25 protein-coding genes and 2 pseudogenes are annotated in these 23,400 nt (G+C 61.3%); 14 read left to right on the plus strand and 13 right to left on the minus strand.

The annotated features are described in order from the left end of the window. Positions 1 to 449 precede the first annotated feature (449 nt). Both ACEW8G_RS05090 and ACEW8G_RS05095 read right to left on the minus strand, forming a co-directional pair. Positions 450 to 1,268, minus strand: a complete 819-nt coding sequence (locus tag ACEW8G_RS05090; RefSeq protein WP_373487360.1) for a sterol desaturase family protein — start codon at positions 1,266 to 1,268, stop codon at positions 450 to 452. Positions 1,269 to 1,361: 93 nt separating this feature from the next. Beyond that, complete coding sequence (locus tag ACEW8G_RS05095) at positions 1,362 to 2,261, minus strand: helix-turn-helix domain-containing protein (RefSeq protein ID WP_373487361.1); 900 nt, start codon at positions 2,259 to 2,261, stop codon at positions 1,362 to 1,364. 652 nt (positions 2,262 to 2,913) lie between these two features. On the opposite strand from ACEW8G_RS05095, the gene ACEW8G_RS05100 reads away from it, so the two are divergent. Further along, positions 2,914 to 3,069 carry a hypothetical protein gene (locus tag ACEW8G_RS05100; protein ID WP_373487362.1) on the plus strand — a complete coding sequence of 52 codons (156 nt, stop codon included), beginning with the start codon at positions 2,914 to 2,916 and terminating at the stop codon, positions 3,067 to 3,069. 11 nt (positions 3,070 to 3,080) lie between these two features. Further along, a complete protein-coding gene (locus tag ACEW8G_RS05105) occupies positions 3,081 to 4,226 on the plus strand; it encodes a JmjC domain-containing protein (protein ID WP_373487383.1) in 1,146 nt (381 codons plus the stop codon). 33 nt (positions 4,227 to 4,259) lie between these two features. On the opposite strand, the gene ACEW8G_RS05110 is transcribed toward ACEW8G_RS05105, so the two are convergent. The 8 genes and pseudogenes from ACEW8G_RS05110 to ACEW8G_RS05145 all read right to left on the minus strand — a co-directional run bounded on the left by ACEW8G_RS05110 (position 4,260) and on the right by ACEW8G_RS05145 (position 10,606). Further along, positions 4,260 to 4,808 (minus strand): pseudouridine synthase, encoded by a 549-nt coding sequence (locus tag ACEW8G_RS05110; RefSeq protein WP_373487363.1) that lies wholly within the window; start codon positions 4,806 to 4,808, stop codon positions 4,260 to 4,262. 147 nt (positions 4,809 to 4,955) lie between these two features. Continuing rightward, a pseudogene (locus ACEW8G_RS05115) lies at positions 4,956 to 5,087 on the minus strand (integrase); the annotation flags it as partial. 78 nt (positions 5,088 to 5,165) lie between these two features. Beyond that, a complete protein-coding gene (locus ACEW8G_RS05120) occupies positions 5,166 to 5,429 on the minus strand; it encodes a rhodanese-like domain-containing protein (protein WP_373487384.1) in 264 nt (87 codons plus the stop codon). Positions 5,430 to 5,439: 10 nt separating this feature from the next. Continuing rightward, positions 5,440 to 7,209 carry a SulP family inorganic anion transporter gene (locus ACEW8G_RS05125; RefSeq protein WP_373487364.1) on the minus strand — a complete coding sequence of 590 codons (1,770 nt, stop codon included), beginning with the start codon at positions 7,207 to 7,209 and terminating at the stop codon, positions 5,440 to 5,442. Positions 7,210 to 7,212: 3 nt separating this feature from the next. Then, complete coding sequence (locus tag ACEW8G_RS05130; protein WP_373487365.1) at positions 7,213 to 8,802, minus strand: TIGR01244 family sulfur transferase; 1,590 nt, start codon at positions 8,800 to 8,802, stop codon at positions 7,213 to 7,215. A gap of 39 nt (positions 8,803 to 8,841) precedes the next feature. Further along, positions 8,842 to 9,252: a DUF6691 family protein gene (locus tag ACEW8G_RS05135; protein ID WP_373487366.1), complete on the minus strand. Its 411-nt coding sequence runs from the start codon at positions 9,250 to 9,252 to the stop codon at positions 8,842 to 8,844. Further along, positions 9,249 to 9,692: a YeeE/YedE family protein gene (locus ACEW8G_RS05140; RefSeq protein ID WP_373487367.1), complete on the minus strand. Its 444-nt coding sequence runs from the start codon at positions 9,690 to 9,692 to the stop codon at positions 9,249 to 9,251. The genes ACEW8G_RS05135 and ACEW8G_RS05140 overlap by 4 nt, the downstream gene beginning before the upstream one ends. Further along, the gene (locus tag ACEW8G_RS05145) at positions 9,689 to 10,606 is read right to left on the minus strand and encodes an MBL fold metallo-hydrolase (RefSeq protein WP_373487368.1); all 918 of its coding nucleotides are present in this window, start codon (positions 10,604 to 10,606) and stop codon (positions 9,689 to 9,691) included. Before ACEW8G_RS05145 ends, ACEW8G_RS05140 begins: the two co-directional genes overlap by 4 nt. 103 nt (positions 10,607 to 10,709) lie before the next feature. Here ACEW8G_RS05145 and ACEW8G_RS05150 point away from each other — a divergent pair, with 103 nt between their 5' ends. From ACEW8G_RS05150 to ACEW8G_RS05165, 4 genes are all read left to right on the plus strand, one after another. Continuing rightward, a complete protein-coding gene (locus ACEW8G_RS05150) occupies positions 10,710 to 11,348 on the plus strand; it encodes a peroxiredoxin (RefSeq protein WP_373487369.1) in 639 nt (212 codons plus the stop codon). Further along, complete coding sequence (locus ACEW8G_RS05155) at positions 11,345 to 11,749, plus strand: ArsR/SmtB family transcription factor (RefSeq protein WP_373487370.1); 405 nt, start codon at positions 11,345 to 11,347, stop codon at positions 11,747 to 11,749. Before ACEW8G_RS05150 ends, ACEW8G_RS05155 begins: the two co-directional genes overlap by 4 nt. A 234-nt stretch (positions 11,750 to 11,983) precedes the next feature. After that, positions 11,984 to 12,739, plus strand: coding sequence for a hypothetical protein (locus ACEW8G_RS05160; RefSeq protein ID WP_373487371.1), 756 nt, complete (start codon positions 11,984 to 11,986; stop codon positions 12,737 to 12,739). Positions 12,740 to 12,812: 73 nt separating this feature from the next. Next, entirely contained in the window at positions 12,813 to 13,739 is a 927-nt protein-coding gene (locus tag ACEW8G_RS05165; protein WP_373487372.1) for a TraB/GumN family protein, read from the plus strand. A gap of 565 nt (positions 13,740 to 14,304) precedes the next feature. On the opposite strand, the gene ACEW8G_RS05170 is transcribed toward ACEW8G_RS05165, so the two are convergent. Then, complete coding sequence (locus tag ACEW8G_RS05170) at positions 14,305 to 16,086, minus strand: hypothetical protein (protein ID WP_373487373.1); 1,782 nt, start codon at positions 16,084 to 16,086, stop codon at positions 14,305 to 14,307. Positions 16,087 to 16,628: 542 nt separating this feature from the next. On the opposite strand from ACEW8G_RS05170, the gene ACEW8G_RS05175 reads away from it, so the two are divergent. The 8 genes from ACEW8G_RS05175 to ACEW8G_RS05210 all read left to right on the plus strand — a co-directional run bounded on the left by ACEW8G_RS05175 (position 16,629) and on the right by ACEW8G_RS05210 (position 22,321). Further along, positions 16,629 to 16,736 carry a putative 2OG-Fe(II) oxygenase gene (locus tag ACEW8G_RS05175; RefSeq protein WP_373487374.1) on the plus strand — a complete coding sequence of 36 codons (108 nt, stop codon included), beginning with the start codon at positions 16,629 to 16,631 and terminating at the stop codon, positions 16,734 to 16,736. Positions 16,737 to 16,800: 64 nt separating this feature from the next. Beyond that, the gene (locus ACEW8G_RS05180) at positions 16,801 to 17,826 is read left to right on the plus strand and encodes an aspartate-semialdehyde dehydrogenase (RefSeq protein WP_373487375.1); all 1,026 of its coding nucleotides are present in this window, start codon (positions 16,801 to 16,803) and stop codon (positions 17,824 to 17,826) included. A gap of 44 nt (positions 17,827 to 17,870) precedes the next feature. Further along, a complete protein-coding gene (locus ACEW8G_RS05185; RefSeq protein ID WP_373487376.1) occupies positions 17,871 to 18,164 on the plus strand; it encodes a hypothetical protein in 294 nt (97 codons plus the stop codon). Then, entirely contained in the window at positions 18,148 to 18,567 is a 420-nt protein-coding gene (locus ACEW8G_RS05190) for a type II toxin-antitoxin system VapC family toxin (RefSeq protein ID WP_373487377.1), read from the plus strand. The genes ACEW8G_RS05185 and ACEW8G_RS05190 overlap by 17 nt, the downstream gene beginning before the upstream one ends. Then, positions 18,567 to 19,214: a 2-hydroxychromene-2-carboxylate isomerase gene (locus ACEW8G_RS05195; RefSeq protein WP_373487378.1), complete on the plus strand. Its 648-nt coding sequence runs from the start codon at positions 18,567 to 18,569 to the stop codon at positions 19,212 to 19,214. Before ACEW8G_RS05190 ends, ACEW8G_RS05195 begins: the two co-directional genes overlap by 1 nt. After that, positions 19,211 to 19,660, plus strand: a complete 450-nt coding sequence (locus ACEW8G_RS05200) for a GFA family protein (protein WP_373487379.1) — start codon at positions 19,211 to 19,213, stop codon at positions 19,658 to 19,660. Before ACEW8G_RS05195 ends, ACEW8G_RS05200 begins: the two co-directional genes overlap by 4 nt. Next, positions 19,657 to 20,415 (plus strand): alpha/beta fold hydrolase, encoded by a 759-nt coding sequence (locus ACEW8G_RS05205; RefSeq protein ID WP_373487380.1) that lies wholly within the window; start codon positions 19,657 to 19,659, stop codon positions 20,413 to 20,415. Before ACEW8G_RS05200 ends, ACEW8G_RS05205 begins: the two co-directional genes overlap by 4 nt. Positions 20,416 to 20,479: 64 nt before the next feature. Next, positions 20,480 to 22,321 carry a M2 family metallopeptidase gene (locus tag ACEW8G_RS05210; RefSeq protein WP_373487381.1) on the plus strand — a complete coding sequence of 614 codons (1,842 nt, stop codon included), beginning with the start codon at positions 20,480 to 20,482 and terminating at the stop codon, positions 22,319 to 22,321. A 112-nt stretch (positions 22,322 to 22,433) separates the two neighbouring features. On the opposite strand, the gene ACEW8G_RS05215 is transcribed toward ACEW8G_RS05210, so the two are convergent. Further along, positions 22,434 to 23,042, minus strand: coding sequence for a hypothetical protein (locus ACEW8G_RS05215; RefSeq protein WP_373487382.1), 609 nt, complete (start codon positions 23,040 to 23,042; stop codon positions 22,434 to 22,436). 178 nt (positions 23,043 to 23,220) lie between these two features. Beyond that, positions 23,221 to 23,400, minus strand: a pseudogene (locus tag ACEW8G_RS05220) (SulP family inorganic anion transporter); the annotation flags it as partial.

The following is a 23,400-nucleotide window of genomic DNA, read 5'->3' on the forward strand; positions in this document are numbered from 1 at the left end:
CAATGCGATCGATGCAGCCGAAGATCTGATGGCGCTGTGGAAAGGCTTTGCGGACGTCGAACTGAAATTCGGTGTCAGACACGGAATGTCCGGGGCCGACATCAACCGGCGTCTGAAACGCGGCACTGCGGTGTTTTTACGGGCATACCGATCATCCTGTGGTTAATACGATCTGCTTGTTAGCAACTTTCAGCAATCTTGTTATTACACTACCAGGCTTGACCCGAGGGCCAGCGCTTTTATTCAAAAAACGCGCTACGACAGGCAAGAAAAGGGCACCGGCTGCATCTGCATCCGGTGCCCTTTTCTATCCTTATGAGCTCATGCGTTAAACGCAGCAATCCCTCCCCAGCCCGCAACATGCGCCAATGGCACATCATCCTGCTGCCAAAATCTGGCAATCAGGGCCAGATTTTGCTGCGTAGGCAGCGCCAGAAGCCAGGATATGGTCAGGCCGTCACTTTGCTGACCGCCTGCACCTCAGCCGCCCGCCCACGTCCGGTAACCTCCGCAAATTTCTCGTGATATTTCGGATGTTCGGTGCCCATCCATTTGTCCCACCAGGTGAAATAGAGGCCATAATTGGTGTTGAAGCCGCCGAGATGGTGCAGGTCATGATGCACGGTCGTGTTGATCCAGCGGGTGAGCGGAGAGGCCAGCCACCAGCGCGGGAAGAATTCGAAGCCGGCATGGCCCATCGCGTTGCGGATGATCTGGAAGTTAAGCCAGGTGAACATCACCCAGCCAGGCGTCGGCACGAAGAACTGCCAGATCGGCACGAACATGAACATCACGGCGGCCTCGGGGATCGCAAAGCTGTAGGCGGCCCAGGGCGTCGGCGTGATCGATCGATGATGCGCGCGGTGAAAGTGTTTGAACAATCTGGGATGGTGCATGAAGCGGTGCGCCCAATAAAAATAGGCGTCATGCGCGATAACGATTGTCACAAGGATCAGCAGATCGATGCCCAGGCCAAAGCCTTCGCCAAAAACACTGTACAACAGCCCGATTTCCCGACCCCAGATGAGGAAGCAGGCACCCACGACATACACCAAAACAGATTGCATCGATTGCAGAAACTCGCGGCGCATGTCGCCAGCGGTTGCTTCGCGCGCCTGAATCTTGCGCGCCTTGATTGCCGTGCGCCGCAGCAGCCAGACGACCGCGAAGGTGACCGAGGCAGCAATGACATAGCGACCAAAATCAAACGCAAAGATGTGATGCCCTCTGTTGAGCAGAATATCGAGGGGTGGAAATCCGGTGGTCATGTTCGGGGCCCTTCAGCAGCTGGGATTCGTCATCTGCTTGTGTTTGTCAGCATATGCGCTGCTCATTCCGAAATGAGCTAGCTGATTTCGAAATCAGCCAGAGGCGCGCGCCCGAAACTCGCTTGGCGTCATGCCCTCCGCCTCGCGGAACGCACGATTGAAAGGACCGAGCGAGCCGAAGCCCGCGTCGAGCGCAATGGTGATGATTGGCACGTCCTTTTGGGCAGGATCCGCGAGTGCCACCTTCACCTCGGCAAGGCGATAGCCATTCAAAAAGGCGGCAAAATTGCGATAGCCAAGCTGGCCGTTGATTGTTCGGCGCAGGCGATATTCCTGCTCGCCCAGCAGAGCCGCGAGCTTCGCGATCGACAATGTCTCGTCGCGGTGCGGCATTTGATCCGCCATGAACCGGAGCAGTTTGTCAGAAAGCGGGTCGTCGATCCGCTCTGCCAGGGGCTTCGTTGCCGCTATGGCCCCGGGCGAGGCGCCGAACAGATCAGCCTGGCGCATGCGCAGCATGACCGCGCAAAAGCAGAGCACGGCCAGCAATGCGCCCCCGGCCACCAGCCGCCGGAGTAGATCGCCGAGCCGATCAGTCGACGCCGTGATTTCGATGATCGCGATCAGGATGACGAAAATGGCGATGACACCCACAAGCAGCGGCCTGATCCTCCGCCGCCGTTCTATCAGATCGCCCTCTCGGCTACGCCACACCTCCCGCAGCGCAGCCGCTGCGAATCCCAGCATGAAGACACGAAACAGCGCACTTGCGACCAGATGTGGGGTGCTGTTCCACGGATAGGTAAGCTGGACCGCCAAGGTGTTGAGCAGCGAGAGCGAGACGATCAGGATGCTGACCCCCGACACCCGTTGTTCATCGTTGAACCAGGCCTTGGCAAAGAGCCAGAACAGCCCCGGCGTAGCCCCCGAGCCGAGAGAGAACAGCAGGCCGATGGGTGTCGGCGCATTAAACAATCGCGCGGTTGCGATCAAATAGCTGCAGATCGCGCAATTCATTGCAATCGCAAGCCGCGCCGGCACATCTTGCCAATGGTCCCGGATCAAGATCCAGCTCCACAATGCCAGCAAGGCAATCGACCCGCCGCGTGCCATCTGATCGATCTGTTCGAAAGCCGTCATAGGCACCGGGCTGCCAGAGCGATGCTTCTGCGACAAGCCTATTCCGGAATCGGCCATCCTGTCCGGATTTTATCAGCCCTGTTCGATCCGGAAACGGCCAGCCCGATTTCGAAACGGGCAAGCGCCAGCTGTGCAGAGTCGGCAATCTCACCGCACCGCCGCTCAATTGGTGAACGGCTATGTATTGAGGAATTCCATAATGGAAGCCATTCTTGCCGCATTCGCCTTTGCTTCAATGACGGTTCCGGCCGTCGTCGGAGTGCATCTTTAACGAGCGCGCGCAAAGACGGCGTTCGGCGCACTATCGATCCAGAGACGAATGCAGTCTTTGTTATCGAGCGGGTGCAGGAATAGAAGGCGATGACCGACGCGAACGGTCGTTCGCGCCCACCTGCTGCAGTGAGGTCGCTACCCGAACGGCAGGACATCGTGGCAATCTAAAAATAACCGCTATTCAGGTTCCGCCGCCATTGCGGACTTTGGATGACCATGGGATGTTGCGAGGATGACATCATTAGTACTCATCGACGCGCTCGACACCGCCGAAGCCATTCATGAACGTACCGGCCCTTACGTCGATATGAACTTCATGCCGTTCGTTGCGGGCGAGGGAACGGCAGCGCGCGAAGCGCGCAATGCCGCGCGCAAAAGCCGGAAGTGACATCTGCAGCGATGCAATTGCAGGCTTTTGACGCTGCCGCCTTCCTGCGTGATCACTGGCAGCAAAAGCCGCTGCTGATCAGATCGCCTTGGGATTGCTGGTCAAACCCTGTGGAGCCGGACGCGCTGGCAGGCCTGGCATGCGAAGAGCTTGTCCAGTCGCGCATCATCACGCGCCACAGGCAGAAATGGGAACTGGAGCACGGCCCTTTTCCGGAAGAACGCTTCACGAAGCAAAGCCGCCACCCGTGGACGCTGCTGGTGCAATCGGTCGATTATCATCTTGCGGGCGTTGCCGCGTTGCTCGATCCGTTCCGCTTCGTCCCGAACTGGCGGGTCGATGACATCATGGTCAGCTATGCTGTGGACGGCGGCGGGGTCGGCCCGCATTTCGACCATTATGATGTGTTTCTCGTGCAGGGTCTGGGTCGGCGCCGCTGGGAACTCGGCGCGCTGTGCGATGACAGCACGGAATTGATGCCGCATGACCACCTGCGTCTGCTCGCGGATTTTCGGCCGACCGAGGCGTGGATACTGGAGCCAGGGGACATCCTCTACGTCCCGCCGCGCGTCGCCCATCGCGGCATTGCCATCGGCGACGGCTGCATGACCTATTCAATCGGTTTTCGCGCGCCATCGCGCGCGGAATTGATCGAGTCCTGGGCCGACGACATAGTGCCTGATCTGTCGGACAGCGAACGCTACGAAGACCCGCATTTGGCTCGCCAAGACAATCCCGGCGAGATCAGCGCGGAAGCGATCGCGCGGTTGCACGGCATGATCGCCGAAACGCTGCTGGATCAGCGCCGGTTCGCCCGGTGGTTCGGGCAATACAACACCAGCCCGAAGAACCCCGAGATCGACTGGCGGCCGGACCAACCGGTACAGGTCGATGACATCCGGCAGTGGCTCGCTGCGGGCACGCCCCTGGTCCGCAACCCCGCGAGCCGGTTCTCTTTCATCCGCGACACGGCCTCATCGATTCTGCTGTTCGCGGACGGGCAGTGTTTTTCATGCATCGACGACGCGGCTGATTTCGCGCAGAGTATCTGTGCCGAGGCCCGGCTCGCGGTCGCACCCGACCGATCCCCGGCGACACTGGAACTGATTGTTGCGCTGTTCAACGAAGGGAGTCTTGCCTTCGATTCCCCGGATTGAGGACACTGCAACCACGCCTGCTCCGGCCGTTTTCTAGCCAGAGGTCTCCTCGAACTGGCCCGGTGCGATGCCGGCCACGGTCCAGTCGCCGATCGACCAGCGGACCAGTCGCAAGGTGGGCAAGCCGACGGCCGCCGTCATCCTGCGCACCTGCCGGTTTCGCCCTTCACGGATCGTGATTTTCAGCCAGTTGTCGGGGATCGACTTGCGTTCGCGTATTGGCGGGATGCGCGGCCACAGGGCGGGCGCGTCAATGCGCTCGACGTCAGCCGGGCTGGTCATCCCATCGTTAAGGCAGACTCCTTCTCGCAAGCGTTCCAGCTCTTGTTCCTGCGGCGCGCCCTCGACCTGAACCAGATACGTCTTGGGCAGCTTGAAACGCGGATCGGAAATACGCGACTGCAGGCGGCCATTGTCGCACAGCAGCAACAGGCCCTCGCTATCACGATCGAGCCGCCCGGCCGGATAGACACCCTTTACCGCGATGAATTCCGAGAGTGTCAAACGAGCCGTTTGCGACCCGCGATCCGTGAACTGCGACAAAACGCCGAAGGGCTTATTAAAGAGGATCAGTCGGGCCATCCTCGCACTCATATCCATTGATCGGACCGATGTCTCCAAGCCCGCGGAACCTTGCGTTTGGTTTCCTCTTCAGTCCCAGTGGGATCACTGCTTTTTCTTTGACGCCAAGATCGGCCATCGGGCATTGCCCGAAGGCCGCATTGATAGTCAGATTTCGAGGCGCTCGGCAAAGATAAGGGCGTCTTCAACATCGACGCCCAGGTAGCGGACGGTGTTCGCGATCTTGGTAGGTCCCACCAGGATCTGCACCGCGCGCAGGTTTGCGGTGGCCCTCTCGATCGAGAAAAAGCGGATCGCCCATTTGAGTTGCGCCGATGTATTTCAATCGACACGGGCTGGACGCGAGATGCAGGTGTTTTAGCCATGCTCAGCCTGCCATTCGCCGATTGAGCCAAGATCAATGGCGAGCTTATCGAAGCCCTGACTGGCCAGCCACCCGGCCGCCACGCTGGCGCGCATCCCGCTTGCACACATCAGGTTGTCATGCCGGTCCCGGCCGAGGTCCTGCCAGCGTTCGTTGAGCTGGCCGACGCTGATGTGGAGCGGTCCGCCGATGGCATTTTCAGCGCGCTCTTCGGCATCGCGCACGTCGAGCAAGGCCCAGTCGGCGCGATCGCGCAGGCGCCGTTGCTCAGATCAATCCTCTGGGTCCATAAACATCCATATGCAGCTCGGGTGAGTCTGACCGGATCATCATTTCCATGATTTGCGAGAACGCATCGTTCTGCGACAGCCAGACCTTGCCGGTCAGGTTGTGCAGCAGATGGCTGCGCTCCAGCGCGTCCATGACCGGACCCTTAACCTCTGACAGGTGCAAGCTGGCGTCGGCATCAGCCAGCCGATGATTGATCGCCTCGATGCTTTCCAACGCGGACGCATCGATGGCATTGACCGCCGAACACATCAGGATGAGATGGCGCAGTTGCGAATGCTCCGCGACCTGTTCGAGCACGAACTCCTCAAGCCAGCGCGCGTTCAAATAGGTCAGGCTCTCATCGATACGGATCGTGAGGATGCGCGGATCGGTGAGCACATCGTGGCGCTTCACGTTGCGGAAATGCTCGGTTTCGGGCACCCGCCCGACGATGGCAGCATGGGGCCGCGACGCGCGCCACAGGTATAACGCCAGCGACAGGCCGACGCCTGCGATCACGCCAGGCTCCACGCCCGCCAGCAAGGTGACCAGCACAGTCGCGGCCATCGCTGCGAAATCGGGCTTGGAATAGCGCCAGATGTGCTGCGGCGTCTGTAAATCGACGAGGCTGAGCACCGCGACGATGATCGTCGCGGCAAGGGTCGCAATCGGCAACGAGGCAAGATAAGGCGTGAGGAACAACGCGGCGATGGCAATGCCGACAGCGGTATAGGCGCCCGCCACCGGGGTCTCTGCACCCGCATCAAAATTGACCACCGAGCGCGCAAAGCCGCCTGTCACCGGATAGCCTCCGCTGAACGAGGCGGCTACGTTGGCCGCGCCCAGCCCGATCAGCTCCTGATCCGGGTTGATCCGCTGGCGCTTCTTGGCAGCAAGCGTCTGTGCGACCGAGACGCTTTCGACAAAGCCGATGACGCTGAGCAGCAGTGCCGGGATCGCCAGCCGCTGCCACAGTTCGGCATCGAACAACGGCACGGTGAACGGCGGCAGGCTATGCGGAATCTGGCCGACCACGCGCACCCCCTGCGCTTCCAGATCGAGCAGCACGACGGCAAGTGTCGATATGGCGACGGCGGCAATCGGTCCGGCTTTGGCGGTGAGGTCGGCGGTGCGCGCCTTCAGCCCCAGCCGCACCAGCAAAGGCTTCAAGCCCTTGCGCACCCAGAACAGGAAGGCGGTTGAGGTGACGCCGATGATCAGCGTCGGCAGGTTCACGCTGGCGAGGTTGGCGAGCAGAGTTGACACCAGCTCGGGCATCGCCTTGCCGCTCGCCGAGACACCAAGGATCGATTTCAATTGGCTGGTTGCGATGATCAGCCCCGATGCGGTGATGAAGCCCGAGACCACCGGATGCGACAGCAGGTTGGCGAGAAACCCCAGCCGCAGCACCCCCATCAAAATGAGCATCACGCCCGATAGGAAAGCCAGCACCAAGGTCGCCGCGATAAACTGCGCGGTGCCCGGCGCGGCGACACTGCTCGCGGCGGTCAGCGTCATCAGCGAGATCACCGCCACCGGCCCCACCGCGAGCGTGCGACTGGTGCCGAACAGCGCATAGGCGATGATCGGCAGGATCGAGGCATACAGGCCGATCTCAGGCGGCAATCCGGCGAGCATCGCATAAGCGAGGCTCTGCGGGATCAGCATGATGGTGACGATCGCGGCGGCGACCAGATCGTTGGTCAGGATCGTGCGGTTATAGCCACGACCCCAGTCGAGCACCGGCAGATAGCGGGCATGACGCATGTATCAGGCGCCGATCATGTGCGGCTTGACCATCCATTCGCGCCCTTTCAGCATCCCGTGCCAATAGACTGGCGGCAGAATGGTGTCTTTGAGCAACCACGAAAGCCGTGACGGCTTGGTGCCATCGATCAGCCACGTCGGGAAGCTGGGCAGCAATTTGCCGCCATAGCCGAACTCGGCAAGCACGACCTTGCCCGCTTCGACCGTCAGCGGGCAGCTGCCATAGCCGTCATAATCGGCGACCGGGGGCTTGCCTTGCAGCGCTGCCAGCACGTTGACCGCGACCACGGGCGCTTGTTTGCGCACCGCCGCCATCGTCTTGGCGTTGGAGGCGGAGCAGGCATCGCCGAGCGCGAAGACGTTTTCATAGCGGGTGTGGCGCAAGGTTGCTTCATCGACCTCGATGAACCCCGTTGCCGCCGCCAGCGGGCTGGAGCGGACAAAATCGGGGGCAGACTGCGGTGGCACGACATGGATCATGTCGAAGCGCTCCTCGACGCGGGTGACCGCATCGCCGCGCTTTTGCTCGAACGTGGCAAATCCCCCCGGCCCGTCAACCTCGACGAGCTTCGATTCAAAGTTGAGGTGCGCGTTGTAGCGTTGCACATAGTCCATCAGCGCGGGCACATAGGCTGCGACCCCGAACAGCACCGCGCCGGAGGTGTGGAACTGCACATCAATAGCGCGCAGCACGCCGGAATTTTCCCAGCGGGTGCAGGAGAGATACATCGCCTTTTGCGGCGCGCCCGCGCATTTGATCGGCATCGGCGGCTGGGTGAAGAGCGCGCGGCCACCTTTTAATCCATCGACCAGCTGGCGCGTATAGGGGGCAAGTTCATACCCGTAGTTGGACGTAACACCATGCTGGCCCAGCGCGGCACGCAGCCCGGGGATCGCATCCCAATCGAGCTTGATGCCGGGGCATGCAATCAGCACGCGATAGGTAACATCGCTGCCATCGCACAGGATCACGCGGTTGTCGTGAGGCGCAAAGCCGCTGGCCGATGCCTTGATCCACTCGACCCCGTCGGGCATCACCGCTGCCTGGTCGCGCCGGGTGAACGGCGCATCGAAAATGCCGCCGCCAACCATCGTCCAGCCCGGCTGGTAATAATGCACCTCTGATGGTTCGATGATCGCAATCGACAAGCGGCGGTTGCGCTTGAGCAGGCTGGCGGCTGTGGCGATGCCCGCGCTGCCGCCGCCAACAATGACCACGTCATAGATTTTAGTCGATGGCGCCGACGCTTCATCAGCTGCGGGTGCGGACTGCGTCATCTGCCACAGCTTGGTCGAGCGGGCGCCCGAGCGGCAATAGGCGAGCACCGGGCCGGGCAGGCTGGCCAGCGCACTGGCCATCGCATCGCCGTCTTGCGCGGTGATCTGCCCCGGGACTGCAGGCACACAAGCGAAAGCGAGGCCATGCCGCATAGCCTCTGCGCCGATCTCGTCCGCCGCCGGTTGCCCTGCCTCTTCGCCATCGGGGCGATTACAGATAATCGACCGAAAGCCGAGCGCCGCAATCTCGGCGATGTCGCCCGGCGCAATCTGCGGTGAGACGCTGAACCGGTCGTTGATGGAGGTAATGTTCATGCCAGTCTCTCCCGGCCCGTCGCTGCGGAGCATCTCATGTCATTGTGGGATGAGTTTATGCGCCGCCATGCCGACCAACATGGCAGCGATAAACGTCGCGGCAGACACCGGCGCGATGGCAAGATCGGCGATTGCGGGGCCGGGGCACAGGCCGCCGATCCCCCAGCCGATTCCGAACAGCAAGGCGCCAATCGCAAGGTTGCCGTCGATCCTGCTGGTGCCCGGCAGTTCGAACGTGCCGCCGCCCACAGGCGCGGCCATGCGTCGCTGGATCATCCAGGCAAGCGCCATCGGGATCATCGCGCCGCCCATCACGAACGCCAGCGTCGGGTCCCACGCGCCAGTCAAATCAAGAAACGCCTGAACCCGCTGCGGATCAGCCATGCCAGACACGGCAAGCCCCGCGCCGAACTGCAGCCCGGAGAGCAGCGCGATCAAGGACTGCTTCACAGCACGCCCCCCAGCCGCATCAGACCCACGGTCGCAAAGCCGCTCGCCATGAACAGCGCTGTCGCCATCAGCGAACGCGGCGACAGACGCGACATGCCGCACACCCCGTGACCGCTGGTGCAGCCCGAACCAAGACGGGTGCCGAAGCCGACGATCAGCCCGCCAATCAACAGCGGCCACGGACTCGCCGGGAAGGTCGCTTCGACCGGGGCAACCAGCAGGTTGATGATCATGGCACCCAGCGGAAGCCCGACAATGAAGGCAATCGCCAGCCCCTGCGGCGTGCTGCCCCCGCCTATGCCGGTGGCGCGCGCCGCCATGCCGCTGACCCCGGCGATACGGCCGAGCCCCAGCAGCATGATCGCAGCTGCGAGCCCGATCATTAGCCCGCCGATCAACCCTTGCAGCGGCAGCGCATCGGGATAGCCGGGCAGGATCACAGCACGTTCAACGGAATCTTGAGATAGCGTGTGCCGTTCGCTTCCGCCTCCGGCAAATGCCCGGCGCGGATGTTGACCTGCACCGCGGGCAGAATCAGCGTCGGCATGCTCAGCCCGGCGTCGCGCTTTTCACGCATCGTGACAAAATCGTCTTCGGTAATGCCGTCGTGCGCATGCACATTGTGCGCGCGCTGATCGGCCACCGTCGTCTCCCAGACGAAATGCGCGCGGCCTTCGGGCAGATAGTCATGGCACATGAACAGCCGCGTTTCGGGCGGCAGCTTTAGCAGACGGCGCAGCGAGCGGAACAGGGTGCGCGCATCGCCGCCGGGGAAATCGGCGCGCGCCGTGCCGTAATCGGGCATGAACATCGTGTCGCCCAGGAACACCGCATCGCCGATGACATAAGCCATGTCGGCAGGTGTATGGCCCGGCACATGCAGCACGGTGACATCGAGACTGCCGATCTTGAAATGGTCTCCGTCGTTGAACAGCATGTCGAAATCAGCGCCATCATGCACGAATCCGTCACCCAGGTTGAACAGCTTGCCGAACACATTCTGCACCAGCGTGATCGATGCGCCGATGGCGATCTTGCCGCCTAGCTTCTGCTGCAGATACGGTGCCGCCGACAGGTGATCGGCATGCGCGTGGGTTTCGAGCAGCCAGTCGATCGCAAGCCCCTTCTCCCCGACATAAGCGAGGATCGCCTCTGCCGAAGAGAAGGAGGTGCGACCCGATGCGGGGTCATAATCCAGCACGCTGTCTATGATCGCTCCGCGCAGGGTTTCGGGATCGTGGACGACATAAGACACCGTGTTGGTGGCCCTGTCGAAAAACGCCTTGATCGCTGGCACGCCTTGGCGGGCGGTGGCGATTTGGGCAGTGGCGGTGGCGAGAGCGGAGTCGGACATTGCAGCACCTCATAAATTCATGTTTACATAAACTATGTAATTATTTAGGTCAGGAGCGTCAAGGCAATTGATCTGCCACCCGGAATTGTGAGATGGCTCTGCGATGACACATGAATTGACCCAGCACATTAACGCACATCAGCTGCGGATCGGCGATGTTGCGCCTGATTTCAGCGCGCGCACGACGCTTGGGCAACGGTCGTTGAGCGAGTATCGCGGCCAGTGGCTCATCTTCTTTTCGCACCCGGCCGATTTCACGCCGGTGTGCACCACAGAATTCGTCGCGCTGGCCAAGGCGACGGACCAGTTCGCGGCGATAGACTGCGCCTTGCTCGGGCTATCGGTTGACAGCCTGTATGCGCATCATGCCTGGCTTCGCGCGATCAAAGCGGCGTTCGGAGTGACAGTGGGCTTTCCGGTGATCGAGGATCCATCGATGGCGATTGGCCGCGCCTACGGCATGATCGATGGGCAGGCGCAGGACAGTGCGACGATCCGCAGCACCTATTTTATCGATCCCGACGGCGTGGTGCGTGCGATCACCAGCTATCCGCACAATGTCGGACGGTCGGTTGAAGAAATGCTGCGCCTGCTGGCCGCACTGCAGCGGGCGCACGACGGCACCGTGATGACCCCCGAAGGCTGGCACCCCGGCGATGATCTGTTGATGCCAGTCAATGTGGAGACAGCAATCGATGGCGTCGCCGCAGACTGGTTCTGCACCAAGGTAAGCGACCGATGACCGCTCTTTACCAAAACCGCGCGCTGGCCGATGCGATGACCGAAAAGCTGCGCGTTTATGCTCAGCCACAACGGTTGATGATTCTCTCTTGCCTGCTCGAGGGCGAAAAGACCGTCGGCCAGATCGATGCGGCGACCGCCATCGGTCAGCCCGCACTCAGCCAGCAGCTTGCCGAGCTGCGCCGGGCCGACATGGTCCGCACCCGTCGCGCAGCCAAGCAGGTGCATTACACTTTGGCCGATGACACAATCGCGTTATGCGTGCGCAGCATGGAAGCAATGATGGGCGACACAAACGATCCCGCGCAGGCGCTGAATGCCGCACTAGAACACCGCCCGCAAGTGGCAACGCCGTTCACGCAGATCCCAGCAGGCACCGCCGGCTTTGCCCGCATTGGCTGAAGCGGTGCCTAACCACTATTGTGGATCAACTGATGAATGGGCCTCAGCAATGTGCCTTGGTGGAGATCGCCGATGTATCTTAACGTCCCGCCCACACGGACAAGAAAGCGACCGCTTGCCACCATCGGCGGAACCAAAGCTGCCTGCCCGCAAGCGGCCCATTTGCCGAACTGCCGGAACTGGCGAAGCTCGACAATGCCGGGCGGTTCGATCAGTGTCAGTCCTATGAAGTCTATGTCGCACGCGCAGCCTTTGTCTTGGCCGATTCTGGCATGGCTGTCCGTGGCGCTGGCCGGGGTTGCGGCACCCGTCCTGGCCATGCTGCTGCTGGTAGATGCACACGGTTCCGCGCCGCTGGCCTTGGTGTGTGGTCCGATCGTGGCCGTGGGCCTGATGGGTGTTGGCATGATCGCAGCGGCCGCTGACGGGCGGCTGTGGATCGGTGTCCTGCTTGCCCTACTGACCGGGGCTGGCCTGATACTGTTGGCGCGTGCGTTGGGCACGCCACCCCTGCCGCACCCCTTATCAACCGGGCTGGCCGTGATCATCGCAAGCATCAGCTTCGCCGCGCGGGGCACCCTGTTTGCCCGCTCGGCATCTGACAAGGGCTGGCTGATCGCCATAGCTGTGGTCGCCGGTGAGGTTGCTTTCCTGTCAACAGCCTTGGCCTTGCCGGACACCTTGCCGGACTGGTTGCTGGCCCTGTTGCCTGCGCAATGGGCCAGCATTGCGATCCAGACGGCGCTCACCGGCACTGGCACGCGCGCGGCAAGCTCGGCCTTGTTCGCCCTCGCCGGCACAGCGGCGGCAACGCTGCTGGTGGCCCGGCTGTGGCCACGCCGCTGGCCCTACTTGCTGATGTTCACGACGTGGCTCGCCCTTTCCGCGCTCGTCTGGTATCGGCCCGGCCCCCCGATGCCCCGCGCCGATATTACCATCGCTGCGGCTCCTGCCGGGCAGAACGCCCCTATCGCGGCGACCGCGCCGTAAGTGACTTGCAATTGCCGATCTCACCTCATCCGGTTCACCAACCGTCTATTTGCTCATTGATAAGGCTGTGGCGATGAAGACAAGGTTCTTGGCAATCGTTGCGACTGTGCTTTTCTGCGTGACGCCCGCGCAAGCGCAGACTGCGCAAATCGAAAACGAAATCGTGGTCAGCGTAAAGCGCTCTGGGGCACCGATGTGGACCATCGACACGCCCAGCGGCACTGTTCTGCTGGTTGGTGAAATCCGCGCAATTCCAAAAAGCACCCCATGGGAGCCTGAGCGTTTGCGGGAAGCCACGTCCGAAGCGAGCCGGGTCATCCTGCGCGCAGCGCCGAAATTCTCGCCTGGCGATGTCTTGCGGCTGATCTTTCGCGGTGGAAGCTTTACCAAGCTGCCTGATCGGCGTGTGGCGGCGGACTATCTGACCGTTCAGCAGCGCGCACGACTCGCTGATCTGGAGGCCCGATACAAGGTCGATTATGATCGGGGCAGTTTTCTCATGTCCTCATTCGATCTGCTCGCACGGCGGCTCGATTTCGACAACAGCACCACTGACGACGCAACCGACATCGTAGAAAAGGCCGCCAAGCGGGCTGATATACCGATCCTCCGGCCCGAGCGGTTTCGCGGCAAAGACTTGCTGGACAATCTTGCTGCTGCCGCGCCTGCCAGCCATATAGCTTGCCTGGAAACCGCAATGACCGCGACCGAAGCGGGGCAGCCGATTATCGAGGCACGCGGAAATGACTGGCGCAGGTTTGATGTACCGGCGGTCATGGCCAATCCGCTGGAAATCGCGCTCAACACGTGTTGGCCGTGGGCCGATGAAGACCTGGGCGGAGAAATCCGTGATCAATGGACCCGGTTGATCGCCGAGGCTTCCAGCACTGAAGGTGTGACGCTGGCAGTCGTGCCCCTTGGGGTCCTTGCCGAACGGCAAGGTGTGCTCGATCAGCTTGAGGCACGCGGCTTTGTTATTTTCGGACCGGAATGGCGCTGAGCCAGCCGCTCGGTCAGATGTAGCTGTCGTCGTTATGACCATAGAGAAAGCCGGCGCGTGCAAAGCGGCCATTGCTATGCGCGGATTTATTGAAAACCGGAAGATATCCGACTGTCTTCTAGAGCGTTTTCACTTTGAGCGAAAACGCTCTTGTCTTGCGATGCCGCATTTTCCGGGTCATTGCCCGTTACGGATCAATTTGAAAATGCTCTGGAGGCATTGCTGCATCGAAAACCCGGCAGTCTGTTGCCGACCCAAGCGGAAATTTCAATGTACTTGGCATGTAAGCACCGAACGTCACGCCGGACGACAAAAAAATTAAGCTCAAATTGCCCCCGGCACCCCGAGAGCTGTTCATCGAAATTATCCTTTGCGCAACCGCAAAGTCAGTCCATCAATATCCTCGGCACGACCTCCGGTGGCTTGGCTAACCGTTCGATGTCGCTCACATAGGTTTGGGGGATGCCGGCGCGATCGGCATAGTCTTCCTGACACCCTTTGGCTTCGCGGAGCGGCGCAAATTCCCAAACGGTCGTTGATCGCCGCCGACTGAGTGCGCTGTATCCTATGCGTCACTGGCACCGCCTGGTGCGGCAGGGGTGAGCCGGTACATCGGGAACGCGCCGTATTTCTTGGCCAAATCGACCTTCCCTACATACCGGCAGCGGAAGCGTTCGTGCGCGTGCAGCGCGATCATCGCCGCGAACGGCTCGGTTACATAGACATCACCCGGCGGGGTGATCGGCTCGATCCTGGCGGCGCGGGCAATTTCATTGCCGAGGAAATTGGCCATGCCGGTAACTCGGTCCGCAGCCTCGTAAACCGACCCGTAATGGAGCGCGATGCGCATGCCGCCGCGCCCTTCCTCAAGGCCAAGCGCGGCGGGGTCAAAATCCTTGAGCTCGTGCTGGAGGTCGAGCGCAAATTCGGCTCCCGCGATGGCGTTGTCGAGCACGGCGAACAGCGCGTCGCCCCAGGTGTTGCGGCCGAGCACGCGCGATCCATGGCGATCCACCACCGCGGCGACACGGCCCATGATCTCTCCGTCAAATACCGGGTAGCGGGATTCAGCCAGCTGCGAGAAGCCGGCATAATCGGTGAACAGGATGGCAGCGTTCCGGCGCGGCAGCGACTGCTCCTCGGCACCCTCGGGGCGCGCGAAACCGCGGTCGATGGCGCCCGAATTGATGACCTCGGTATTGCCGCCGCGCGCGCGCCATAACGCGATGTCGCTACCCGTGCCGACCCGGCCGCCCGGCTTGCCGTCCCAGATCGCAATCTGGAAGCAGTGGGCGGCGAGCTGTTGCGCCTTCAGCCGCGCCAATCCCATCGCAACCGCTGACCCGTAGGCGAAAATTTCAGGGTCGCTGACATATTCGATGGTGGAGGCAAAGATAATCCTGTTGTCGGCGACCCGGGCTTTGCACGCCTCTGCGCGCGTCACCCATTCCTCACCCGCTGGCCGCACCGACTGCGCGACAAAATCGGACCATGCGCAGGGCAAAACGATATGCAACTCGCCGCCACGTTCGAGCACGGCTTCGGCCACCAGGATGTCGGCGCCCGCCGCGAGCGATCCGAAGGCATAGCCGGCCTTGTGGTCATTAAGCGCTTCGTGGATGGCATGGCTGATCCGTGCCTCCTCGGTTGGTTCGGGTGCGAACATATGGCCTGCATAATGGAAACAGGCGGGCGGGCGCAGCATGTCCAGTAACGCGCAGCAATCGTGCGGGGCGATGCCAGCCGCCGGCGCCACCCTGCTGAGCTGGCGCAGGGTGCCCGATTGGGGCCCAGGCCCTGAATCAGGCAAGCTCGTCGCGAGCGCGATCGCTGCGGCCGCGCCTTTCGCATCTCCGAGGATAACAAGCGCCTCCGCCTTTGTAGCAGCCGAGTAGTAATCAGACGGCGCAGCAATGTTGGGCAGAGCCAGGATGCTCGTTGCCACCTCTCGTGCATCATCACACTGATCGCTCAGCAGCGCCAGCGAGGCAGCGTTGATGCCATGATAGGGATCGTGTGTTTTGTCGTAGAGCGCGCGATAGCTGGCATAGGCCTCTTTCGTTCGCCCCTGATCCTTGAGCAGGCGCGCGCCCAGCGCCCGCTTGTGGGTATCAGCATTGTCGGCCAGCCGACATGTGTCGAACAGGAAGGAGGCTCTTTCAATATCGCCGATATTGGCGAGAGCCAGTGCTTGGTTGTAGTGCATCTCCTCGCCGCCGCGGCCGGCCCGAATGGCCGTTTCGGCTGCGTCGAAAACGCCAAGCCAGTCACCGGCGCGGCGTGCAACTTTGATTTTGGCGAGATCGACGGCTGCCTGCTCAGACGTGTTTTCAGTCTGACTCTGCATGTCCGTCCACCCCCCTTTTGAGCAGTGAAAAGGTTAGGTGAACGCGGAGCCGAGTCAAGCGGGCGGCGCGCGGAGCGCGTATTTGCGCCCGAGCTCCGAGGTGCCTGATAGCTACACTGCGGGGAGGTTGGTCAGGACAAGTGCATCAATTGGCGCTACTTACATCGGGAAGCTTGGCATCTTGGGCTGCTGTCGCCAGATGGCGCTTGTCATTTGCTCCTTTGGGACCGCCCAGGCGTCAGCAGACAGTTTCAAGGTGCGTTTGAGGTGGGCGAACAGCGTATCGACCTTTTTCGCTGTTGGCGTGAAATCAGCTATGCGTCACTCGTAGCGATATCGCGGGCCGTATCGCGCGCGCCTTCGTGCACTGAGCGCATGATCTGCGAGCTGCTTTCATGGTCGTGCATCAATCCTTTAGTCTGCATGCCGAGCAGTCCTTCTGGCTTGCAAGAACACGGATGAAGCCATCGGCATCAGCCAGCGGACGAGATGTCTTGAAGTTGCGGTGCAATGGGCGAAGGGGATTGCCGCCAGGGCGGCTGGTGATTTTCCCCGGATATCTGTGGCATGGCACCTTGCCGTTCAAGAGCGCCGAGCATCGCCTGACCGTCGCGTTCGATGCCGTGCCGGGCGTGGCCGCACAGCGATAGCGGCTTGTGTTGCCGCCCCCATGGGGCTAGGCGCGCCGGTGCGTTGTTTGAAGGGATATTCACTGTGGGTTATCGGGTTGTTGTCGTTGGGGCGACTGGCAATGTGGGTCGCGAAATGCTGGCCATCCTTGCCGAGCGGGAGTTCCCGATCCACGAGATCGCGGCGGTCGCATCGTCGCGCTCGACCGGCACGACGGTTGAGTTCGGTGAAACCGGCAAGATGCTCAAGGTGCAGAACATCGAGCATTTCGACTTTACTGGATGGGATATCGCGCTGTTTGCCGCAGGCTCTGCCGCGACCAAGGTGCATGCGCCGCGGGCGGCCTCGCAGGGCTGTGTCGTCATCGACAATTCGTCGCTCTACCGCATGGACCCTGATGTGCCGCTGATCGTGCCCGAGGTGAACCCGGACGCCATCGACGGCTATTCCAAGCGCAATATCATCGCCAACCCCAATTGCTCGACCGCGCAGCTGGTCGTGGCATTGAAGCCTTTGCACGATGCCGCGACGATCAAGCGCGTGGTCGTCTCGACCTATCAGTCGGTCTCTGGCGCGGGCAAGGACGGCATGGACGAGCTGTTTGAGCAATCGCGCAACATCTTTGTCGGCGACAGCGCAGAGGCGAAAAAGTTCACCAAGCAGATCGCCTTCAACGTCATTCCGCACATCGATGTGTTCCTTGAGGACGGATCGACCAAGGAAGAGTGGAAGATGGTCGTCGAGACCAAGAAAATCCTCGATCCCAGGATCAAGCTGACCGCGACCTGCGTGCGCGTGCCGGTGTTCGTCGGCCATTCCGAGGCGGTGAACATCGAGTTCGAGAACGAACTGAGCGCCGAGGACGCGCAGAAGATATTGCGCGAGGCGCCCGGCATCATGCTGGTCGACAAGCGCGAGGATGGCGGCTCCGTCACCCCGGTTGAGTGCGTCGGCGACGGCGCGACCTACATCAGCCGGGTGCGCGACGACAGCACGGTCGACAACGGCATCTCATTGTGGTGCGTGTCAGACAACCTGCGCAAGGGCGCCGCGCTCAACGCCGTGCAGATCGCCGAGCTGCTTGGTCGCCGACACCTCAAGAAGGGGTGATGCGGTTCTTGCGGCGGTGATAGCGTTTTGTTATCATTGCGCACATGGGACAGGCCTTGATCCGCAAGCTCAGCGATGAAACCCTCGAGAGCTATCGCGCCTTGGCGCGCGAGCGCGGCACGTCGCTTGAGGCTGAGCTGCGTGAGTTGATTGAGGCAAATAGGCCGCTTGCAAAAAAGCCTGCGCATGTGCTGAGGCGCATGTCAGACGAGGCGCTGGCGATGACTCCGCCCGATGGCCCGGACGCCAGTGACAGCACGTTGCTGATCCGATGGGATCGTGACACCAATCACGGCAAGTGGCTCGATGACGGGTGGGCAGATGACGCTGGTCGTTGACGCCAGCGTTGCAGTCAAATGGCTGGTTCGCGAACATGACAGCAATTTAGCGCGCTCTCTTTTTGAGGTTTCCGATCCGCTAATTGCCCCGGATTGGTTGATGATCGAGGCGGCGAGTTCGTTCTGGAAAAAGGTCAAGCGTTCGGAATTGCTGGAAATCCACGCGCATCGCCATCTTGAAGATATGCCGGAGTTTTTCAGCCGCCTTTATCCGTCGCGAGAGCTTAATGACGGCGCGCTGTCGTTGGCCTTTCGATTGAAGCACCCGGTGTATGATTGTCTTTATCTTGAACTGGCGCGCCAGACCTCCTGCCAGATGATCACGGCCGACACAGAATTTGTGCAGCGACTGGCCGGAACGCCGTATGCCGCAATGGTCGTGCCGCTATCGGAGTTCTGTTGATGACCCTCACCGCCGACATTTTCTGGTCGTTCCGATCGCCTTACAGCTATCTCGCCACGCGGCGATATCGGGCGCTGATGGAGGCGTACGACCTGACGCTCAACCTGCGCCCGGTGTATCCGCTCGCGATCCGCCAGCCGGATTTCTTTGAAAAGAATCATCCCAGCTGGTTGCGCTACACCTTCACCGATGTGTTTCGTGTGGCGCAGTATTTGGATATCCCGTTCGGTTTTCCCAACCCCGATCCGATTGTGCAGGATATCGCAACCCGGCAGATCGCAGCCGAGCAGCCATATATTTACCGCATTACCCGGCTGGGGCAGGCAGCGGCGCGGGTCGGCAAGAGCCTGGCGTTTTGCGACGAGGCCTCGCGGTTGATCTGGGGCGGCGCGAAGGGGTGGCACGAGGGCGATCATCTTGCCGAGGCGGCGGCGCGTGCCGGGCTCGACCTTGCTGCGATAGAGGCGGTGATCGAGGCTGAGCCTGACGCATTGGACGCAGAGATTGCTGCCAACCAGGCCGCGCTGGAGGCGGCGGGCCATTGGGGCGTTCCGACTCTGGTGTTTGATGGCGAGCCGTTCTTCGGGCAGGACCGGATCGATCTTGCGCTTTGGCGAATGGAGCAGAAGGGGTTGCAACTGCGATGAAGGGCGAACAGACCGGTGGATGCCTGTGCGGCGCGGTGCGCTATATCCTGCGCGACGGGATGCGGCTCAATCCCTACGCCTGCCACTGCACCGACTGCCAGTCGCGGACCGGCACCGCGTTTTCCGAGCATATGCTATTTATGGAAAACGACATCGAGATCGAAGGAGAGCTGGACGTCGGCAATTACGAGCAGCCTAGCGGCGCACGATCTCGCATCTTCGGCTGCGCGGCGTGTAAGGCACGGATTTACGCCGTAACCGACAACCGCTCAGGGCTGGCCAGCCTGCGCTGCGGCACGCTCGACAATAGCGCTCAGTTCGTCCCGGCTCGGCACGTCTGGGTTCAAAGCAAGCAACCCTGGATTACGTTACCGGCTGATTCCATATTCATGGATCAGCAGCCCCGGTCAGGTGAGGCTTGGACTGAGTTTTTAGGTATTGCATGACAGCCATCGTCGCAACCCGCCACATCCGCTCATTCGATGGCACCCAGCTTGCCGTGCACGAAACCGGCGAGGGCAGGCCGTTGCTGTTGCTGCACGGGTTGTTTTCCAGCGCGGAAACCAACTGGATCAAATTTGGCCATGCGGCAAAGCTGGCAGCGGCGGGTTTTCGGGTGATCATGCCTGATCTGCGCGCGCACGGGGCGAGCGATGCGCCGCACGACCCGGCGCGCTATCCCGCCGATGTGCTGGTTGACGATGCTTTGTCGCTGATCGAGACTTTGGGGCTTGAGGATTATGATCTCGGCGGCTTCTCGCTCGGCGCGCGCACCACCGCCAAGCTGCTGACAACCGGGGCAAGGCCGCGCCGCGCGATTCTCGCGGGCATGGGCTGGGAGGGGCTCACCGGCTGGGGCCGCCGGCGTGATTTTTTTGTGACCGCGATCGACCGGTGCGATCAGGTCAAGCGCGGCGACCCGCATTTCATGGCGGTGGCGTTCATGAAGACGCAAGGCATCGATCCGGTCGCGGCGCGGCTGTTGCTCGACAGTTTTGGTGATGTCGATACCGATGCGCTGGTACAGTGCGACGTGCCGGTGCTGGTCATCTCGGGCAAGGATGACCAGGACAACGGCTCGGCGCCCGAGCTGGCGCGTCGGCTGGCCAACGCGCGTCTGGCAGAGATTAACGGCACGCATATGTCGAGCGTGGTTGAGGCCGCGCTGGGCGATGAAATGGTTTCATTTCTAACCGCTTGACCCCGGCCCGGCCAAGGCTGATCATGCGCGCCGGAATATGCACCAGAAAAGGGATCGCACACCCATGAAACATTTAAAATCCATCGCGTCGGTGATCGCGTTGTCGGTGGCCACCATTGCCACTCCCGCGTTTGCCGAAGACGCTGCGGCGCAAAGTGCCCCGGCCAAGCCGACCGCAGCCGACGCCGAAGCCTTCATCACTGCGACCGAAAAAGAGCTGTTCGACTATGTCGTATCGGCGGGGCGGGTGTTCTGGATCAATGCGACCTATCTGACCGAGGACACCAATGCACTGGCCGCACAGGTTGGCGCCGAGGGGACCGAGATGCAGGTGCGGTTCGCGCTCGAGGCGGCGAAGTTCAACGACGTCTCGGGCCTCAGCGCAGAGGCGCGGCGCAAGCTCGACAAGCTGCGCGGCGGCATCGTGCTGCCAGCCCCCACCACGCCGGGCGCGGCGACCGAGCTCAACACCATCGCCACCAACCTGCAGTCGCTTTACGGCAAGGGCAAAGGCACGCTCAAGGGCGAGGCGATCAGCGGATCGGACATCGAGGCGGCGATGGGCGATAACCGCAATCCCGATGAGCTGAAGGAAATGTGGGCAAGCTGGCACGACGATGTCGGCGCGCCGATGAAGGACGATTATGCGCGCATGGTCGAGATCGCCAATCAGGGCGCGCGTGAACTGGGCTTCAAGAATGTCGGCGCGATGTGGCGGTCACAATATGACATGCCTGCCGATGACTTTGCCAAGCTGACCGAAAAGCTGTGGCAGCAGGTCAAGCCGCTATATGACGACCTGCATTGCTACACGCGAGCCAAGCTCAACGAGAAATATGGCGATGCGGTGCAGGCCAAAACCGGCCCGATCCGCGCCGATCTGCTCGGCAACATGTGGGCGCAGGAATGGGGCAACATCTACGATGTCGTTGCCCCTGCGGGTGCGGGCGACATCGGCTTTGATGTCACCGAACTGCTGACGACCAAGAATTACGATCCGATCAAGATGGTCAGGACCGGCGAGGGCTTCTTCTCGTCGCTTGGCTTTGCGCCGCTACCCGAAACCTTCTGGCAGCGCTCGCAGTTCGTCAAGCCCGCTGATCGCGAGGTGATCTGCCACGCATCGGCCTGGGATATCGACAACAAGGACGATCTGCGCATCAAGATGTGCATCAAGGTGAACGCTGACGATTTCACCACAATCCATCACGAGCTGGGCCACAATTACTATCAGCGGGCCTATAACCAGCAGGATACGCTGCACCTTGATGGCGCCAACGACGGTTTCCACGAAGCCATCGGTGATATGATCGCGCTGTCGATCACGCCCGATTATCTGGTCGAAATCGGCCTGCTTGATCAGGCGCAGGTGCCCGGCGCGGACAAGGACCTTGGGCTGCTGCTGCGTCAGGGGATGGACAAGCTGGCGTTCCTGCCGTTCGGGCTGCTGATCGATCGCTGGCGCTGGGGCGTGTTCGACGGCACGATCAAGCCTGCGGGCTATAACGATGCGTGGACCGCGCTGCGTCTGCAATATCAGGGCATCACGCCGCCGGTGGACCGACCCGCCGACGCGTTCGACCCGGGCGCGAAATACCACATCCCCGGCAACACGCCCTACACGCGCTATTTCCTCGCGCGAATCCTGCAGTTTCAGTTCTACAAGGCGGCGTGCGATATCGCGGGCTGGACCGGGCCGCTGCATCGCTGCACATTTTATGGCAACAAGGATGTCGGCACACGGCTGAATGCGATGCTGGAAATGGGCGCATCAAAGCCATGGCCCGATGCGCTCGAGGCGTTTACCGGCACGCGAGAGATTGATGGCACGGCGCTGGTCGAATATTTTGCGCCGCTGCAGACCTGGCTGAAAGAACAGAACAAGGGCAGGCAGTGTGGCTGGTGATGCCACACTGTCTGCCCTTGATGATGCGATTGCCTAAATAGTGTCAGGGCCTGCCTCCGGAAGCGGGGGGCGCCTCTTTTCGGAGAACAGGCCCTGGCCCTCGGGCTGTCGGTTAGGCGTCGACAGCCTTTGGGTTTGCTGGTGCTGCGCCGTTTGCTGAAGCAACCGGAGGCACGTTTTTGTTAGAAGACGCTTTGTTGGTGGGTGTAGACGTATCCACACCCGATGCGTCAGTTGCCGGAGCGGGCTTGCGACGACGCATCAGTGAGGCAGCTGCCACCAGCATCGCGATGCCGCCGACTGCAAGACCTGCCGCGAGCACAGGGTGCGCACGGGCCTGATCAGCAGCATATTTGCCATTGGCACTGATGCGGTCAGATACTTGGTGGGCCGACTTGCCGAGACGTTCTGCACCATCGCGCAGCGCCTGTTCGGCCCGGTCGCGCATGGGGCCAAGCTCATCGCTGATTTGCTTGGCGTTTTCGCTCACGATATGCGCGGCAGCCGATGCATTCTTGCGGGCAAGATCGCTTGCGACACGCGCGTTTTCGGAAATCATCGTGCCTGCCAGCTTCGCGGTTTCTGCAGCTTTGGCGCGCAGTTCGTCGCGGTTGTCGTTCACTGAAGCGAAAGCAGTCACGGCCTCTTCACGGGCGCGCTCGGCCAGTTGCAGTGCATCTTCCTTGATCCGCTCGGCGGCGGTTCTGATCGAATCGCTCATAAAATTCTCCCTAGCCAACGCACAATCAACACATGATCGTGCGTTACTCAGGGCATTACGCGCGTTCGGTCAGATAGGTTCCCGCTTTTGTTTCTACTGTAGATCTGTTCGATCTACCGATACAAAACGACCACCGGATCACTCCGATGGCCGCTTGTTCGTCAATATGGGTGCATATTCATGCTGCCGGCTCAAGCACCGGCGGGGCTTTTTTTGGCCCGTCTCCCGGACCAGGCTCTTTGGCATCGCCGTTGGTGCGGCGTTGCAGGCTGGCTTCATAGGGCGAGGCGTAGCGCTCGCGCAGGTCCTTCCATTCCATGACCATCGATCCGCCAGTGGCATTGTGCTGCTTTTCCCA

It is taken from the genome of Blastomonas sp., from assembly GCF_041747255.1.
GTDB lineage: Bacteria > Pseudomonadota > Alphaproteobacteria > Sphingomonadales > Sphingomonadaceae > Blastomonas.

Coding starts and splice junctions, on each gene's coding strand:
- ACEW8G_RS05160 (WP_373487371.1), top strand. CDS start 11,984: ATGTCGCACGCGCAGCCTTTGTCTTGGCCGATTCTGGCATGGCTGTCC.
- ACEW8G_RS05190 (WP_373487377.1), top strand. CDS start 18,148: ATGACGCTGGTCGTTGACGCCAGCGTTGCAGTCAAATGGCTGGTTCGC.
- ACEW8G_RS05105 (WP_373487383.1), top strand. CDS start 3,081: ATGCAATTGCAGGCTTTTGACGCTGCCGCCTTCCTGCGTGATCACTGG.
- ACEW8G_RS05200 (WP_373487379.1), top strand. CDS start 19,211: ATGAAGGGCGAACAGACCGGTGGATGCCTGTGCGGCGCGGTGCGCTAT.
- ACEW8G_RS05215 (WP_373487382.1), bottom strand. CDS start 23,042: ATGAGCGATTCGATCAGAACCGCCGCCGAGCGGATCAAGGAAGATGCA.
- ACEW8G_RS05130 (WP_373487365.1), bottom strand. CDS start 8,802: ATGAACATTACCTCCATCAACGACCGGTTCAGCGTCTCACCGCAGATT.
- ACEW8G_RS05090 (WP_373487360.1), bottom strand. CDS start 1,268: ATGACCACCGGATTTCCACCCCTCGATATTCTGCTCAACAGAGGGCAT.
- ACEW8G_RS05205 (WP_373487380.1), top strand. CDS start 19,657: ATGACAGCCATCGTCGCAACCCGCCACATCCGCTCATTCGATGGCACC.
- ACEW8G_RS05100 (WP_373487362.1), top strand. CDS start 2,914: ATGACATCATTAGTACTCATCGACGCGCTCGACACCGCCGAAGCCATT.
- ACEW8G_RS05195 (WP_373487378.1), top strand. CDS start 18,567: ATGACCCTCACCGCCGACATTTTCTGGTCGTTCCGATCGCCTTACAGC.
- ACEW8G_RS05210 (WP_373487381.1), top strand. CDS start 20,480: ATGAAACATTTAAAATCCATCGCGTCGGTGATCGCGTTGTCGGTGGCC.
- ACEW8G_RS05150 (WP_373487369.1), top strand. CDS start 10,710: ATGACACATGAATTGACCCAGCACATTAACGCACATCAGCTGCGGATC.
- ACEW8G_RS05110 (WP_373487363.1), bottom strand. CDS start 4,808: ATGGCCCGACTGATCCTCTTTAATAAGCCCTTCGGCGTTTTGTCGCAG.
- ACEW8G_RS05170 (WP_373487373.1), bottom strand. CDS start 16,086: ATGCAGAGTCAGACTGAAAACACGTCTGAGCAGGCAGCCGTCGATCTC.
- ACEW8G_RS05185 (WP_373487376.1), top strand. CDS start 17,871: ATGGGACAGGCCTTGATCCGCAAGCTCAGCGATGAAACCCTCGAGAGC.
- ACEW8G_RS05155 (WP_373487370.1), top strand. CDS start 11,345: ATGACCGCTCTTTACCAAAACCGCGCGCTGGCCGATGCGATGACCGAA.
- ACEW8G_RS05125 (WP_373487364.1), bottom strand. CDS start 7,209: ATGCGTCATGCCCGCTATCTGCCGGTGCTCGACTGGGGTCGTGGCTAT.
- ACEW8G_RS05145 (WP_373487368.1), bottom strand. CDS start 10,606: ATGTCCGACTCCGCTCTCGCCACCGCCACTGCCCAAATCGCCACCGCC.
- ACEW8G_RS05165 (WP_373487372.1), top strand. CDS start 12,813: ATGAAGACAAGGTTCTTGGCAATCGTTGCGACTGTGCTTTTCTGCGTG.